At 44.1% G+C, this 14,992-nt stretch carries 14 protein-coding genes; 9 read left to right on the top strand and 5 right to left on the bottom strand.

The genetic code is table 11. The features are described 5' to 3' along the window. Positions 1–30: 30 nt before the first annotated feature. The 5 genes from mnmE to rpmH all read right to left on the bottom strand — a co-directional run bounded on the left by mnmE (position 31) and on the right by rpmH (position 3,962). Positions 31–1,422: a tRNA uridine-5-carboxymethylaminomethyl(34) synthesis GTPase MnmE gene (mnmE, locus tag FFM78_RS07335; protein ID WP_137637802.1), complete on the bottom strand. Its 1,392-nt coding sequence runs from the start codon at positions 1,420–1,422 to the stop codon at positions 31–33. Between the two features lie 180 nt (positions 1,423–1,602). Then, complete coding sequence (gene jag / locus FFM78_RS07330; protein WP_137637801.1) at positions 1,603–2,346, bottom strand: RNA-binding cell elongation regulator Jag/EloR; 744 nt, start codon at positions 2,344–2,346, stop codon at positions 1,603–1,605. 198 nt (positions 2,347–2,544) lie between these two features. After that, positions 2,545–3,372 carry a membrane protein insertase YidC gene (gene yidC / locus FFM78_RS07325; protein ID WP_137637800.1) on the bottom strand — a complete coding sequence of 276 codons (828 nt, stop codon included), beginning with the start codon at positions 3,370–3,372 and terminating at the stop codon, positions 2,545–2,547. 2 nt (positions 3,373–3,374) lie between these two features. Next, the gene (gene rnpA, locus FFM78_RS07320; RefSeq protein ID WP_137637799.1) at positions 3,375–3,728 is read right to left on the bottom strand and encodes a ribonuclease P protein component; all 354 of its coding nucleotides are present in this window, start codon (positions 3,726–3,728) and stop codon (positions 3,375–3,377) included. Between the two features lie 93 nt (positions 3,729–3,821). After that, the gene (gene rpmH / locus FFM78_RS07315; RefSeq protein WP_010010455.1) at positions 3,822–3,962 is read right to left on the bottom strand and encodes a 50S ribosomal protein L34; all 141 of its coding nucleotides are present in this window, start codon (positions 3,960–3,962) and stop codon (positions 3,822–3,824) included. Positions 3,963–4,483: 521 nt separating this feature from the next. Between rpmH and dnaA the strand changes: the two genes are divergently transcribed. The 9 genes from dnaA (at position 4,484) to rpsR (ending at position 14,886) form a co-directional block, all read left to right on the top strand. After that, positions 4,484–5,845 carry a chromosomal replication initiator protein DnaA gene (gene dnaA, locus FFM78_RS07310; protein ID WP_137637798.1) on the top strand — a complete coding sequence of 454 codons (1,362 nt, stop codon included), beginning with the start codon at positions 4,484–4,486 and terminating at the stop codon, positions 5,843–5,845. 203 nt (positions 5,846–6,048) lie between these two features. Next, complete coding sequence (gene dnaN, locus FFM78_RS07305) at positions 6,049–7,188, top strand: DNA polymerase III subunit beta (RefSeq protein ID WP_137637797.1); 1,140 nt, start codon at positions 6,049–6,051, stop codon at positions 7,186–7,188. 306 nt (positions 7,189–7,494) lie between these two features. Then, the gene (gene yaaA, locus FFM78_RS07300; RefSeq protein ID WP_137637796.1) at positions 7,495–7,731 is read left to right on the top strand and encodes a S4 domain-containing protein YaaA; all 237 of its coding nucleotides are present in this window, start codon (positions 7,495–7,497) and stop codon (positions 7,729–7,731) included. After that, positions 7,731–8,831, top strand: a complete 1,101-nt coding sequence (recF, locus tag FFM78_RS07295) for a DNA replication/repair protein RecF (protein WP_137637795.1) — start codon at positions 7,731–7,733, stop codon at positions 8,829–8,831. The genes yaaA and recF overlap by 1 nt, the downstream gene beginning before the upstream one ends. A gap of 26 nt (positions 8,832–8,857) precedes the next feature. Further along, a complete protein-coding gene (gyrB, locus tag FFM78_RS07290) occupies positions 8,858–10,810 on the top strand; it encodes a DNA topoisomerase (ATP-hydrolyzing) subunit B (protein WP_137637794.1) in 1,953 nt (650 codons plus the stop codon). A gap of 40 nt (positions 10,811–10,850) precedes the next feature. After that, the gene (gene gyrA / locus FFM78_RS07285; protein WP_137637793.1) at positions 10,851–13,409 is read left to right on the top strand and encodes a DNA gyrase subunit A; all 2,559 of its coding nucleotides are present in this window, start codon (positions 10,851–10,853) and stop codon (positions 13,407–13,409) included. Positions 13,410–13,719: 310 nt separating this feature from the next. Further along, entirely contained in the window at positions 13,720–14,019 is a 300-nt protein-coding gene (rpsF, locus tag FFM78_RS07280; protein WP_137637792.1) for a 30S ribosomal protein S6, read from the top strand. A 40-nt stretch (positions 14,020–14,059) separates the two neighbouring features. Then, a complete protein-coding gene (gene ssb, locus FFM78_RS07275) occupies positions 14,060–14,614 on the top strand; it encodes a single-stranded DNA-binding protein (RefSeq protein WP_137637791.1) in 555 nt (184 codons plus the stop codon). 29 nt (positions 14,615–14,643) lie between these two features. Then, positions 14,644–14,886, top strand: coding sequence for a 30S ribosomal protein S18 (rpsR, locus tag FFM78_RS07270; RefSeq protein ID WP_137637790.1), 243 nt, complete (start codon positions 14,644–14,646; stop codon positions 14,884–14,886). Positions 14,887–14,992 lie beyond the last annotated feature (106 nt).

Here is a 14,992-nt window from a genome sequence, read left to right as displayed (position 1 = left end):
TTTAAGCGCGCTTAATTTTAACATTTACATTTATTTACCTAAACAAAATTGGCTGAATAATTGATTGAGTAACTCGTCTTGGTAAGCATCACCAGTGATCTCACCAAGCAGATCCCAGCAACGGGTCATATCGATCTGCACTAGATCAACTGGCATTTCGGCTTTGATCCCCGCAAGCACATCATCTAAGGCTTGGTCAGCTTGCTTAAGTAAGCCGATTTGTCGGGCGTTGCTGACTAAGGTCGTACTTTGACTATTATCAATCCCGCCCCAGAAAAGATCGGCGATACGTTGTTCCAATTGATCAACGCCAGTGGCTGTCAACGCCGAGATCGCAATGATATTTTCCGCCGGTACACTTTGTTGTAATTCGGTGGCCGCTAATTTAACGGGTAGATCCGTTTTGTTCAGAATAATTAAGCGTTTCTTGGCCTGCGTCGCCGTCAGTAGCGCTCGATCTTCATCCGTCAGTGCTTCACTGTTATCTAAAATCAGCAAGACTAGATCGGCTTGGGTGATCGCCTGGCGTGACCGTTCAACGCCGATTTTTTCTACCTTATCCGTGGTTTCACGAATACCGGCCGTGTCGATTAATTTCAGCGGAACATCGCGCACACTGACGTATTCTTCGATCACATCCCGGGTGGTGCCGGCAACATCGGTGACAATGGCCTTATCTTCATGGAGTAAATAATTTAGCAAACTGGATTTGCCCACATTGGGTCGCCCAACGATCGCCGTAGCTAAGCCTTCACGTAACACCTTGCCTTGATTAGCAGTCGCCAATAATTGCTCGATTTGTTTTTTGACGGTGGTTGCCTTTTCCAGCAGCATTTTCGTGGTCATCGTTTCCACCGCATCATATTCAGGATAGTCAATATTGACTTCAACTTGTGCTAATGCATCGAGGATCTCCTGCCGAATATGCTTGATCAACCGCGACAAATTACCATCTAATTGGTTGACCGCCACTTGCATTGCCCGATCAGTTTTTGCTCGAATAAGGTCCATCACTGATTCGGCTTGGGTCAAATCGATCCGCCCATTTAAAAAGGCACGTTTGGTGAATTCACCAGGTTCAGCTAAGCGTGCGCCGTGGCTAAGCAATAACTGCAAGACATGGTTTGTTGCAACAATACCGCCGTGCGTATTGATCTCCACCATTTCCTCACGTGTATAAGTCTTTGGCGCCCGCAATACTGATACCATAACTTCATCGACTACTTCACCATTCTCAGGATCAACAATATGGCCATAATTAATGGTGTGGCTGGCAACTTTTTCCAGATCACACCCTTTAAAAATCTGCTTAGCAACAGGTAATGCCTCTTCACCAGATAAGCGGACGATTGAGATCGCACCTTCACCAGGTGGCGTAGAGATCGCCGCAATGGTATCAAATTCAGTGGTTGTATTCGCCATAAATTAACTTCCTTTCAATTTTTTTCAACAAAAAAAGCGCCTACACCACGCCCCTTGATTTACGGAACGTGACAAAGCACTTTGACTACTTTATCGAACTCATATTTAAGCCTACTATAAAAGTTGACTTACGTTTTGTCAACGATTTTTTATATCAGCGGCAAGCTAAGCGCGCTTGATTCAGCCTACATGGGGTTTAGGTGCGATCACCACGTAGCGATGTGGTTCCTCGCCTTCCGAATAAGTCAGCACATGGGGGCTGTTTGCCAAGTGGGCATGGATCTGTTTGCGCTCAAAAGATGGCATCGGTTCTAGCAAAGTCGGCTGGCCAGTAGCAATTGCTTCCCGCGCTGTTTTATCAGCTAAGCGCGCTAGAATTCCGTTACGGCGCTCACGATAATCACCAATATTTAACAGTAAACTAAATTTTGAATGTGCGTGATGATTTAAATAGACTTGGCCGAGATACTGTAAGGCGTTAATGGTCTTACCGTGATGACCGATCAGCAAGCCTTCTTTGGGAGTGATCAACTGCAATTGCAGGCGGTTTTTAGAAGCACGCTGATAGGTGATCTTTGCCGGTGCGCCGATTGCGGCCGCCAAGGCTGTTAAATACGTAGTCAACGCCGTTAGCGCCTGAAGATCGGCCTGCTTATGCGCTGCAGTCATTTGCTGTGGCTGGGCTACCGCCGCTGCCTTAATCGGTGCTGGCGCCGCACTGCTCGGCGTTGGCGCGATCGTTGGTTTAGCCGGTGTCGCCGGTAATGCCGTCAATGACACGATCGCTGGTTTGCGCCCAAGGCCGAGAAAACCTTTGCGCCCTTCTGAAACAACCTCGACATTCACCGCATCCCGTTCTAAATTAAGGTGCGTCAGCCCTTTTTGAATGGCAGTTTGGATCGTACTTCCTTCAAATGTCGGCATAAATAAAAGCTCCTTGTCTTATCTTTTTCAATGCGCCAATATAATGACGCGAACGTGTGTATTAAGCGCATGCCAAAAAAAGCGCGCTTTTAGACACTCTCTAGTCTACACAATTTTAGCAAGCAAAGCTAGCCGCTAGCAGTTAACAAAAACGAGTTGAAACCAATGTTGCTTGGTCTCAACTCGTTTATTTAAAACTTATTTACGTTTTTTACCACGCCGAGCTTTAGCAAGTTGCCGCTCGAGATCCCGCTTCTTCTGCTGCTTAGCTTCTCGCTCCGCCCGCAGTTTAAATGGATTCATCAGCAACATTGTTTGCCCAACGGAGAAGGCATTGGTGACCACCCAGTAAACAGCTAACGCAGAGGGTAAGCTGATCGCCATGATCAAGATCATGATCGGCATCCCCCACAGCATTAACACGTTTTGAATGCCACTTTGTTGCGCTTGGCCCATCATCGTCAGTTTCGAGGTCGCAAAAGTCAACGCTGCCGCCAAAATCGGTAAAATGAAGTATGGATCAGCCTTACCTAGTTCCATCCATAAGAAGGTCCCAGAACGTAGCACAGACGTCCGCTGGATCCCTTGATACAAGGCGATCAAAACTGGCATTTGTACCACTAAAGGTAACATACTGGCAAAGGGATGCACACCTGCATCCTTATACAATTTAGACATTTCACCTTGTAGCTTCTGTTGCGTGTCCACATCCCGTGAAGAATATTTATTTTGCAGTGCCTTCATTTGCGGCTGAATATCCATCATTTTTCGTGAACTATTCATCTGGTACTGCATTAACGGTAAGATGATGATCCGAATAATAATCGTAAAAACAATGATCCCAACACCATAACTGCCACCAAATAAGTTGGATAACCACACGATCGCCCGCGAGAAATTCCAAATAATATAGTGATCCCAGACACCAGTGCTGCTACCAGTTACTGGCTTAGTGCTACACCCGGCTAAGAATAAAACTAAGGTGATCAGCCCAGCGCCACCAAGCAATCGCTTTTTCTTTTTCACACTTATTCCCTCACTTCATCCGTTAATAGGCCAGCCAAAGTCAAGACGTGCACTAAATTAGCTTTAGCTTCGTCTTGGGTCAAGTGATCAGCACTAGGCCGTGCAATGACCAAAAAATCAACGTCGGTTTTCAATTGTGGTTTGAGTTCTTGCAGACTTTGGCGGATCCGGCGCTTGACCTGGTTACGGTGAACCGCATTACCGATTCGTTTACCGACTGAAATACCGACCCGAAAATGTTTTTGTCCCGGCTTTTCCATCTGATAGACGATGTAGTTACGATTAGCTTTGGAATCTCCGGTTTGAAAAACGGTCTGGAAATCTGCTTCTTTTTTGACTCGATAAGATTTTCTCATGACGTATTTGATTACTCCAAGTCCTATGTACTGTGAGCAAACAATCGCTTACTCACTCAAAAATAATAAAAAAGACCACTGAGGGTCAGTGGTCTATGCAGACAATACTTTTCTACCTTTACGGCGTCTACGTTGTAACACATTACGACCGTTGCTTGTGCTCATTCGTTTCATAAAACCATGGACACGTTCACGATGACGTTTCTTTGGTTGGTATGTGCGTTTCATTGCCATGTGCGATTAACCCCCTCGCAAAAAATTAAACCTATTTAATCAGTTATTTTCTAGTATACCGAATTTAATACACTGACGTCAATAGCAATTACCAGAATATAATAGCATATTCGGCTTTTAAATGGAACTCTAAAAAAATAAAGTTATCCACAGAAGCAAGGGATTAAGTTCTCTTTCTTGTGGATAGCTTGTTTATTTTCGCCAACTTAAAAAAACAGTTTCCACAACCATTTCCCCTAGTTGTCCACAAAGAAACAGGCTGGTAAAAGTCTGTCCACTTTTTAATTTAAGCTGTGTATAAGTCGTGAAACATTTGCTACATAAAGACTTCTAATCAACAATTTCCTGTCACTAAGTTAAAAAATAATCTATTTGTCCACAGGATACGTTTGGCTGTGGACAACACTTTTAAACAGCTTGTTCACAACTTTTGGGTCCGTCAAACTTGTTGCGAAAGTTGTGGAAAACTTTTTTCGAGAATGCTAAAATAAAGATATGTTTTTAGAAAAGGAGGCGTTTTTGTGCCTGAATTGGAAGATTTATGGGCGATAATTCGGGATGAACTCAAGCGTTCACTTACCCCCGTGGGGTATAAAACTTGGGTCACCACCGCGAAACCGATCGCGTTAAACCAGAATCAGCTCATTATCGAAGTTCCCGAAGATCTACAAAAAGATTATTGGGAACGCAACCTGGCTACAAAAGTGGTTGAATACGTTTATCAGCATACCGGCGGTGAAATCACACCGATCATTCAAACCGCCACGCATGATGCAACCCCGCTGACCACTACCATATCGCCGAAGGAAGAGTTTGGGGAGCGCAATACCGCAACGGTCACACCAACATTTATGCGGCCGACACATTTAAATAGTCGTTATACTTTCGATACCTTTGTTACCGGTAAAGGTAATCAAATGGCCCATGCAGCGGCTCTAGTGGTTTCCGAAGAACCTGGGACAATGTATAATCCACTCTTCTTTTATGGTGGTGTTGGTTTAGGTAAGACCCATTTAATGCACGCTATTGGCCACCAAATGTTGGCTTTACGTCCTGAGGCTAAGGTTAAATACGTGACGTCTGAGGCTTTTGCCAACGACTTTATCAATTCGATCCAAACCCGGCAGCAGGAACAATTTCGGCAGGAATATCGCAGTGTTGATCTACTATTGGTCGATGATATTCAATTTTTTGCTGATAAGGAAGGAACCCAAGAAGAATTCTTCCATACTTTTAATGCGCTTTATGATGATAAGAAACAGATCGTGTTGACTTCAGATCGTTTACCTAACGAGATCCCGAAGCTGCAAGAACGCTTGGTCTCCCGGTTTAAATGGGGCTTATCCGTCGATATTACCCCACCAGATTTAGAGACGCGGATCGCTATTTTACGCAATAAGGCTGATGCTGAACAGTTACAGATCCCTGACGAAACCTTGAGTTATATTGCTGGGCAAATCGATTCCAATATTCGTGAGCTAGAAGGCGCATTGGTTCGAGTACAGGCCTATGCCACGATGAAACATCTAACGATTTCGACCAGCCTAGCCGCTGATGCTTTAAAGAATTTAAAGTTGGCAGGTAAAAATAATGAGCTTTCAATTGCGGATATTCAAAATGAAGTGGCTAAATATTATGAAGTTTCCGTAGCTGAACTTAAAGGTAAGAAACGGGTCAAAACCATTGTTATGCCACGGCAGATCGCTATGTATCTTGCCCGTGAATTAACGGATAATTCATTACCTAAGATCGGCAAATCATTTGGTGGCAAAGACCACACAACCGTTATTCATGCCCATGAAAAAATTGCCCAAGCCCTAAAAGATAATGAACGGCTCCAAAACGATGTCCGCGAGTTAAAAAATAATTTACGGTCAAATTAGGACTGTGGATAAAGCACTAGTTTTACCCGGAGATATCCACAGGTTATGCACATGTGGATATCTTAGCTGGCCTTGCTCACTTAGACTTTTCCACAGCATTAACAGTGCCTACTACTATTACTTAAAAATCTTTTATATAATATAACTACCTTAATCGGTAAACGATTCAGGTACGGTTCTCAAAAAGGAGGTTCTACAACCACATGCAATTTTCAATTAAACGTTCTTTATTCGTTAAAAATCTTAACGATGTGCAACGAGCAATTTCATCCAAAACAACGATTCCGATATTAACAGGCTTAAAGTTAGTGTTAACCGAAGCAGGCTTAATGTTGACCGGTAGCGATGCCGATATTTCTATTGAAGCCTTTATTTCTGCGGCCGATGAAAAAAACGAATTAGAAGTTGGCTCAACTGGCTCGATCGTACTTCCAGCACGTTTCTTCGGTGAAATCGTTAAGAAATTACCTGAAGAAACCTTGACTTTAGAAGTGAAGGATAATTTTCAAACAGAATTACGTTCCGGCCCGGCTGCTTTTACTATTAACGGGCTTGACGCCAACAATTATCCTAATTTACCGGTGATCGATACGGATAAACAAGTTGTTTTAGATGCAGCCGTTTTAAAACAATTGATCGCGCAAACGGTGATCGCCGTTTCTAATCAAGAAAGTCGGCCGATCCTGACGGGGATCCATTTGGTGTTAGCTGATGCCGAATTATTGGCTGTAGCCACTGATAGCCACCGCTTAAGCCAGCGGAAGATCAAACTCGATATTGATCCAGCTATTCATTATGACGTGATCATTCCGGGCAAAAGTTTAGTTGAACTATCACGGACTTTAGGCGACGATGTGGAAACCGTAGAGATGCGGATCGCTGAAAACCAAGTTTTATTTGTGGCCGGCACGACGTCCTTTTACTCCCGCTTGTTGGAAGGCAATTATCCCGAAACTTCCCGGTTGATCCCGACAAGTTCGTCTACCCAAGTCGAATTTAATGCGCCAGAATTGTTAGCGGCGATCGAACGTGCTTCTTTGTTATCCCATGAAAGTCATAACAATGTGGTTAAACTAGCGCTTGATCCAACCACTAGTCAGGTGACTATTTACGGGAATTCACCGGATGTTGGTAACGTTGAGGAATCTTTAAATGGCCAAAATTTAGCGGGCGAGAACTTGGAGATTTCGTTTAATCCAGACTATATGAAGGATGCTTTACGGTCCTTTGGTCAGACGGAGATCCGCGTCGCGTTTACATCCGCGTTACGGCCCTTCACCTTAGTTCCTAGTGAAGATGCCGATCATTTTGTTCAGCTGATCACGCCAGTCCGAACATTCTAAGCTAAAATAGTGCTGCCTAGATGCAGCACTATTTTTTTGCGCAAAATTTCGGTAAAAAAATGACTAAATGGCTGATACGCGCTTATTTTTTATTTTTAGCCCTTTTTAGTGTTTCTAGTGTCTTTTGCTTATTTTAAATTAAATTGCTTTAAACGGCGAAAATTAGCCGATTAGATTGTAATTTAGGTATTCAAAAGGTATAATATAAGCAGTAATAAAACGACATTGATCGTTTTACAAGCCTATGAGTAAGCTGGTGGACTTAATTTACCGGCTTATTTCATAACGGAAGCGTGGGGATATAGTTTGAAGAAAATTGTCTACCTCGAAACCGCCTATTTAACGTTGGGTCAGCTATTGAAAGAGCAGGCCTTAGTCGATTCTGGCGGTCAAGCCAAATGGTTTTTACGTGAGCAGACTGTTTTTGTAAATGGAATGCCTGAAGATCGGCGTGGTCGCAAGCTGGTGGCTGGCGATACGGTGGAAGTTCCCGATACAGGCAGCTTTTTTTTGCGGTCGGCAACCACACAGGCTGATGACTGATGTACCTCGATCACTTGCAGTTAACTAATTACCGTAATTATGCTCAATTAGCGGTCGATTTTTCCCCAGGAGTCAACGTCCTTCTAGGCGAAAACGCTCAGGGTAAAACCAACTTGTTGGAAGCTATTTATGTGTTGGCGTTGACTAAAAGTCACCGCACGCATAATGAAAAGGATTTTATCAAATGGCAAGCTGATTTTGCTAAGATCACTGGGCGGGTGCAGAAAAGTAGTGGTAAGGTTCCCCTGGAATTAGTGATCAGCAAAAAAGGAAAAAAGGCCAAGATCAATCATTTGGAACAGGCCAAGCTTTCCCAATACATTGGCCAACTAAACGTTATTTTATTTGCACCAGAAGATTTATCTTTGGTCAAAGGTTCACCTGTGGTGCGGCGGCGGTTTATTGATATGGAATTCGGCCAGATGAGTCCCAAATATTTATACAACAGCAGTCAGTACAAGCAAGTTTTACGGCAACGTAATCAATATTTAAAACAATTAAAGTATAAACAAGCGACTGATCAGGTATTCTTGGAAGTTTTATCCGATCAATTGGCAACCTTTGGTAGTGCCATTATTCAGCAGCGACTTGATTTTCTCACCAAGCTGGAAGGTTGGGCGCAGGTGCTCCATCACGATATCAGTAAAGGTCGCGAAAAACTAACTTTTAGTTATGTGAGTCAATTGAAGGGTGGGCTGACCTTACAACAGGCATTGCATGCGGACGTGGCTCATGAAATTGAACAAGGGACGACCTTAGTTGGACCACACCGGGATGATGTTCGTTTTTTAGTTAACGGCAAAAATGTGCAAACGTTTGGATCGCAGGGACAGCAGCGAACGACGGCCTTGGCAGTCAAGTTGGCTGAAATCGACTTGATGAAGGAACAAACTGGCGAATATCCAGTGTTATTGTTGGACGATGTTTTATCGGAACTTGATGATATGCGGCAAACACATTTACTAAAAGCCATTCAGCATAAGGTTCAAACCTTTTTGACCACCACTAGTTTAAGTGGTGTGGCGCAGACTTTGATCGAGGCACCACGGATTTTTCAGATCAATCAAGGGCAATTGCAGCAGACGACAGATAAGGCTTGATCAATCAACTATAGGAGGAAACTCACTTGACGGATGCAGAGAAAAAAGAAGAACGTTTAGAAAAACTGGCGAAATCGTATGATGCTAGCCAGATCCAAGTTCTGGAAGGTTTGGAAGCCGTACGTAAGCGGCCCGGAATGTATATCGGTACAACAAGTTCACAAGGCTTGCACCATTTAGTTTGGGAAATTGTTGATAATGGGATCGATGAAGCCTTAGCTGGTTTTGCCGATGAGATCAACGTAACCGTGGAAAAGGATAATTCGATCCGGGTCACGGATAATGGACGGGGAATTCCTGTTGATCTGCAGCAGAAAACGGGCCGTCCAGCGGTGGAAACAATTTTTACTGTGCTCCATGCCGGCGGTAAGTTTGGCGGTGGCGGCTATAAGGTTTCTGGTGGCTTACACGGTGTTGGCGCCTCAGTAGTTAACGCATTGTCGTCGAAGCTAACCGTTGAGGTCATTAAGGAAGGCCATCGTTATTACATGGACTTTAAGCGTGGGAAGGTAGCCACACAGCTAAAAGATGTTGGAACCGCACCAGAGCATGAACATGGTACGATCGTACGTTTCTGGCCGGATCCAGATATTTTTAAGGAAACGACCGTTTATGATATTAAGATTTTAACCACGCGAATTCGTGAATTAGCTTTCTTGAATAAAGGGCTGCGAATCACGATTGAAGATCTACGTGGTGAAAAACCAAGCCGCCAGGAATTTCATTACGAAGGCGGTATTAAGAGCTACGTTGAATTCTTGGACAACGGTAAGCAGGATCTTTTCCCAGAACCGATCTATGTTGAAGGGGTTGAAAAGGGGATCACCGTTGAGGTAGCGCTACAATATACTGAAGACTATCACACTAACTTGATGACCTTCACCAACAACATTCATACCTACGAAGGTGGGACTCATGAGGCTGGTTTTAAAACTGCATTGACCCGGGTGATCAATGATTATGCCCATAAAAACGGCCTGATGAAGGATAACGAAGATAATTTATCTGGTGAAGACGTGCGTGAAGGGATGACTGCGGTTGTCAGTATCAAGCATCCAGATCCGCAATTTGAAGGTCAAACTAAGACCAAATTAGGGAACTCTGATGCCCGGACCGTTACCGACCATACCTTTGCGGCGACGTTCTCACGCTATTTGATGGAAAATCCTAAAATTGCTAAACAAGTCGTGGATAAGGGCTTACTGGCTTCAAAAGCACGGCTTGCAGCTAAACGGGCTCGTGAAGTAACCCGGAAGAAATCTGGCTTGGAGATCAGCAATTTACCTGGTAAATTAGCGGATAACTCTAGTAAGGATCCCGAGATCTCTGAATTGTTCATCGTCGAAGGGGATTCGGCCGGTGGCTCCGCTAAACAAGGCCGTTCGCGGTTGACCCAAGCGATTTTACCGATCCGCGGGAAAATTTTGAACGTGGAAAAAGCATCCTTAGATCGGATTCTAGCCAACGAAGAAATTCGGACGTTATTTACGGCGATGGGAACTGGTTTTGGCGACGAATTTGATTTATCCAAAGCGCGTTACCACAAGCTGATCATCATGACCGATGCCGATGTCGATGGCGCGCATATTCGGACGTTACTGTTGACCTTATTCTACCGGTTCATGCGGCCGGTAGTTGAAGCCGGCTACGTTTATATCGCACAACCACCGTTGTATCAGGTACGCCAAGGTAAAATGCAACGTTATATTGATTCCGATGAAGAGTTGGAACAAGTGCTAGGCACGTTGCAACCTAGTCCTAAACCAGTGATCCAGCGTTACAAAGGGCTTGGTGAAATGGATGCTTCTCAACTGTGGGAAACGACAATGGACCCAGATTATCGGCGTTTGTTACGGGTCAATGTCACTGACGCTAAGGAAGCCGATGAAGTTTTCTCAATGTTGATGGGTGATAAAGTTGATCCGCGGCGGCAATTTATTGAAGATAATGCGCATTACGTTGAAAACTTGGATGTTTAGAGTAGCGTGAACGGATTTTTTGAAGGGAGTTAAATAGTTAATGGCAGATGAACCACAAAATCGGCGGATTCAAGATGTCAATTTAGCCAAAACCATGCGCACTTCATTTCTAGATTACGCAATGAGTGTGATCGTGGCGCGGGCTTTACCTGACGTGCGCGATGGCTTGAAACCTGTCCATCGGCGGATCTTGTACGGGATGAGTGAATTAGGGGTCACCCCTGATAAGCCATATAAAAAATCCGCCCGGATCGTCGGTGATGTTATGGGTAAATTTCATCCCCATGGCGATTCAGCAATTTACGAATCAATGGTGCGGATGGCACAGGACTTCAGCTATCGCTACATGCTAGTTGACGGCCATGGTAACTTCGGTTCTGTCGATGGTGATGGTGCCGCCGCAATGCGGTATACCGAAGCTCGGATGAGCAAGATCGCCTTAGAAATGTTACGGGATATCAACAAAGATACCATTGATTATCAAGATAACTATGACGGTTCAGAAAAAGAACCCGTTGTTTTACCGGCCCGTTTTCCCAATTTATTGGTCAATGGGGCTACCGGGATTGCTGTCGGGATGACCACCAATATTCCGCCGCATAATTTAGCGGAAGTCATTAGCGGCTTGCATTTATTGATGGATAATCCGGAGGCGACCACTGCTGACTTAATGGAGGTCATTCCGGGACCTGATTTTCCTACTGGCGGTTTAGTGATGGGTAAGTCCGGTATTCGGCGGGCTTACGAAACTGGTAAAGGGACGATCACTTTACGGGCTAGAACCGAGATTCAGGAAGAAAAGAGTGGCAAGGAGCGGATCATCGTCACCGAAATTCCTTATATGGTCAACAAAGCGAAATTAGTTGAACGTATCGCCGAATTGGCGCGGGACAAGCGCTTAGAAGGAATTACTGACCTGAACGATGAATCTGATCGGGATGGGATGCGGATCGTGATCGACATTCGGCGCGATATGTCCGCGTCAGTTGTTTTAAACAATTTGTATAAATTAACGGCCATGCAAACATCTTTTGGCTTTAACATGTTAGCCATCGTTGATAACGCACCACGCTTACTGTCATTAAAAGAAATTCTGCAGTATTACCTTAAACATCAGGAAAAGGTGATTCGCCGGCGGACTGAGTTTGATTTGCGTAAGGCGAAGGCACGAGCGCATATTTTGGCTGGTTTACGGGTTGCTTTGGATCATATTGATGAGATCATTCGTATTATTCGTAGTTCTAAAACTGGCGAAGTCGCTAAAGCATTATTGATCGAACACTATGAATTAGACGATAAGCAGGCACAGGCTATTTTGGATATGCGTTTGGTTCGCTTAACTGGCTTGGAACGCGATAAGGTTGAAGCTGAATACGCTGACCTAATGGAAAAAATCGCTGACTACCAAGATATTTTGGCGAAGCCGGAACGGATCCACAATATTATTTATCAAGAATTGCTGGAAATTCAGAACAAGTTTGGCGACAAACGACGGACTGAATTATTAGTCGGTGAAGTCTTAAGTCTGGAAGATGAAGACTTGATCGAAGAAGAAGACGTGGTCATTACGTTGACCCATAACGGTTACATCAAGCGCTTACCAGCGGCTGAATTTAAGACGCAAAATCGTGGTGGTCGTGGGATCCAAGGTATGGGGGTTCACGATGATGACTTTATCGAACACCTAGTCTTCACTTCGACGCATGATATGTTGTTGTTCTTCACCAACACTGGGAAAGTTTATCAGGCTAAGGGTTACGAAATTCCTGAATACGGCCGGACAGCTAAAGGGATTCCAGTGATCAATTTGCTTGGTATTGATTCTGACGAGCGGATTCAAACGGTGGTCAACGTTGCGGCAGATGCCGACGATAATTATTTATTGTTCACCACGCGCGAAGGGGTCACCAAGCGAACTGCGGTCAGTGAATTCCGTAATATTCGGAGCAATGGTTTGAAAGCCATCACCTTGAAGGAAAGCGATGAACTGATCAACGTTTGCTTAACCGATGGCAAACAAAATATCATTATCGGGACCCATTTAGGGTACGCGGTCAGCTTTGCAGAAACTGCGGTTCGTTCCATGGGTCGTTCAGCAACCGGTGTTCGTGGTATTCGGTTACGGGAAAACGATTACGTGGTGGGTTCCGATCTTTTGACGCCAGACAGCGAAGTGTTGATCATTTCCGAAAAAGGTTATGGTAAACGGACGGCTGCCACACAGTACCCGATCAAGGGTCGTGGTGGTAAAGGGATCAAAACTGTCAACGTTAGTGCTAAGAACGGCCCGCTAGCTGGTTTAGCCACGGTCAAAGGCGATGAGGACATTATGCTGATCACCAATACTGGTGTGGTTATTCGGTTCCACGTGCATGATGTTTCGCAAACTGGTCGGGCAACCTTAGGTGTGCGGTTGATCCGCGTTGATGATGACGCAAAAGTTGCGACAATGGCAAAAGTTGCCGCTGAAGCTGATACGAAATCAGCAGCAACTGATCAGGCAGCTGATGACGCTCCAACGGCTACTGAGCAAAGCAACGCGCAGGTCGACGAGTTAGTGCGTCGTGCTGAAGCGGATCAGAATAATGATCAAGAATAAAATTGAACAGCAAAAATAATTAAAGCATTTGCGCGTAGTTTAAATATAGACGGCGCGCAAATGCTTTTTGTGTTGGGGCATGTTGATTGAGGAAAGTTATCATTAAAATAGATTTAAGCCAAGTTCTAATTATTAAATGCAACCAAGTTAAAAACGAGGTAATTTTGCCACACTGGTAAAAAAAGAAAACAAAGTTGAAACTTCAGGCGGCGCATGCTATAATTTTATTTTGTGAGTATCTAATGTTTTAGATTCTCCTTGTTCTTACATTTGGGTAAGAACCTTAAAGACCATAAGGAGGTGAACAGTCATGGCTCAATCGAAGAAATATGAAATTCTTTACATCGTACGTCCTGATTTAGAAGATGCAGCTAAAACGGCCTTAGTTGAACGTTTTGACGGTATTTTACGCGATAACGGTGCTGAAGTGGTTGAATCAAAGGACTGGTCGAAACGGCGCTTAGCGTACGAAATTAAGAAGTATCGCGAAGGTTTATACCATGTAATTAAGGTAACAACTGACGACGATGCACCACTTAATGAATTCGACCGTCTGGCTAAGATCAATGACGATATTTTACGTCATATGATCACACGCGAAGAAGACTAATAAATAAATATTAAAAATTTTTAGAGAGGGGAGCGATAGGATGATCAATCGAGTAGTCCTGATTGGACGTTTGACCCGGGATGTTGAATTACGCTATACCAGTGGTGGGGCAGCAGTTGCTTCATTTACTTTAGCCGTTAATCGCCAGTTCACTAATCGTAATGGAGAACGTGAAGCTGATTTTATTAACTGTGTGATGTGGCGTAAATCGGCCGAAAACTTTACTAATTTCACTCATAAAGGGTCGTTAGTTGGTATCGAAGGTCGGATTCAAACGCGGAATTACGATAACGCTGAAGGCCAACGTGTTTACGTGACCGAAGTTGTTGCCGATAATTTCTCACTACTGGAATCACGCTCTGCTGATGAACGCCGTCAACAAAATGGTGGTGGTCAAAGTGCTTCTGGTTATAATAATAATCAAAATAGTAACTTTAACAACAACAGCAATAGCGCATTCAACCAAGCTCCTCAATCAACAACTAATCCTGCTCCTAGTAATGGTCCAGCCAGCAGCGCAAATAGCAATCCCAATGACCCGTTTGCAAATAATGGGGAATCGATTGATATTTCCGATGATGACTTACCGTTCTAGTAACTGGTATTTTGAGGGAGGAATAAGCTATGGCTCAACAACGTAGAGGCGGACGTCGCCGTCGTAAAGTCGATTTTATCGCCGCTAATCATATTGAACATATCGATTATAAAGATACTGATTTATTGCGTCGTTTTATTTCCGAACGTGGTAAGATTTTGCCACGTCGGGTAACGGGCACAAGTGCCAAGAACCAACGTAAAATTACGATCGCAATCAAACGCGCACGTATCATGGCATTATTGCCATTCGTTGCCGAAGATGCAATGTAAAAAAAATGGCTCTCTGTCAAATCCTGTTGATAGTCAATTTTACAGCATTAGAAGTTATTTAACTTCTAATGCTGTTTTTTTACTTGGTTTGGTCCGCATTTGTTGT

Source organism: Loigolactobacillus binensis (genome assembly GCF_005405165.1).
In the GTDB taxonomy this organism is placed as follows: domain Bacteria; phylum Bacillota; class Bacilli; order Lactobacillales; family Lactobacillaceae; genus Loigolactobacillus; species Loigolactobacillus binensis.
The sequence above is the reverse complement of the archived record's forward strand: the minus strand, read 5'-3'. Positions and strand labels throughout refer to the sequence as shown.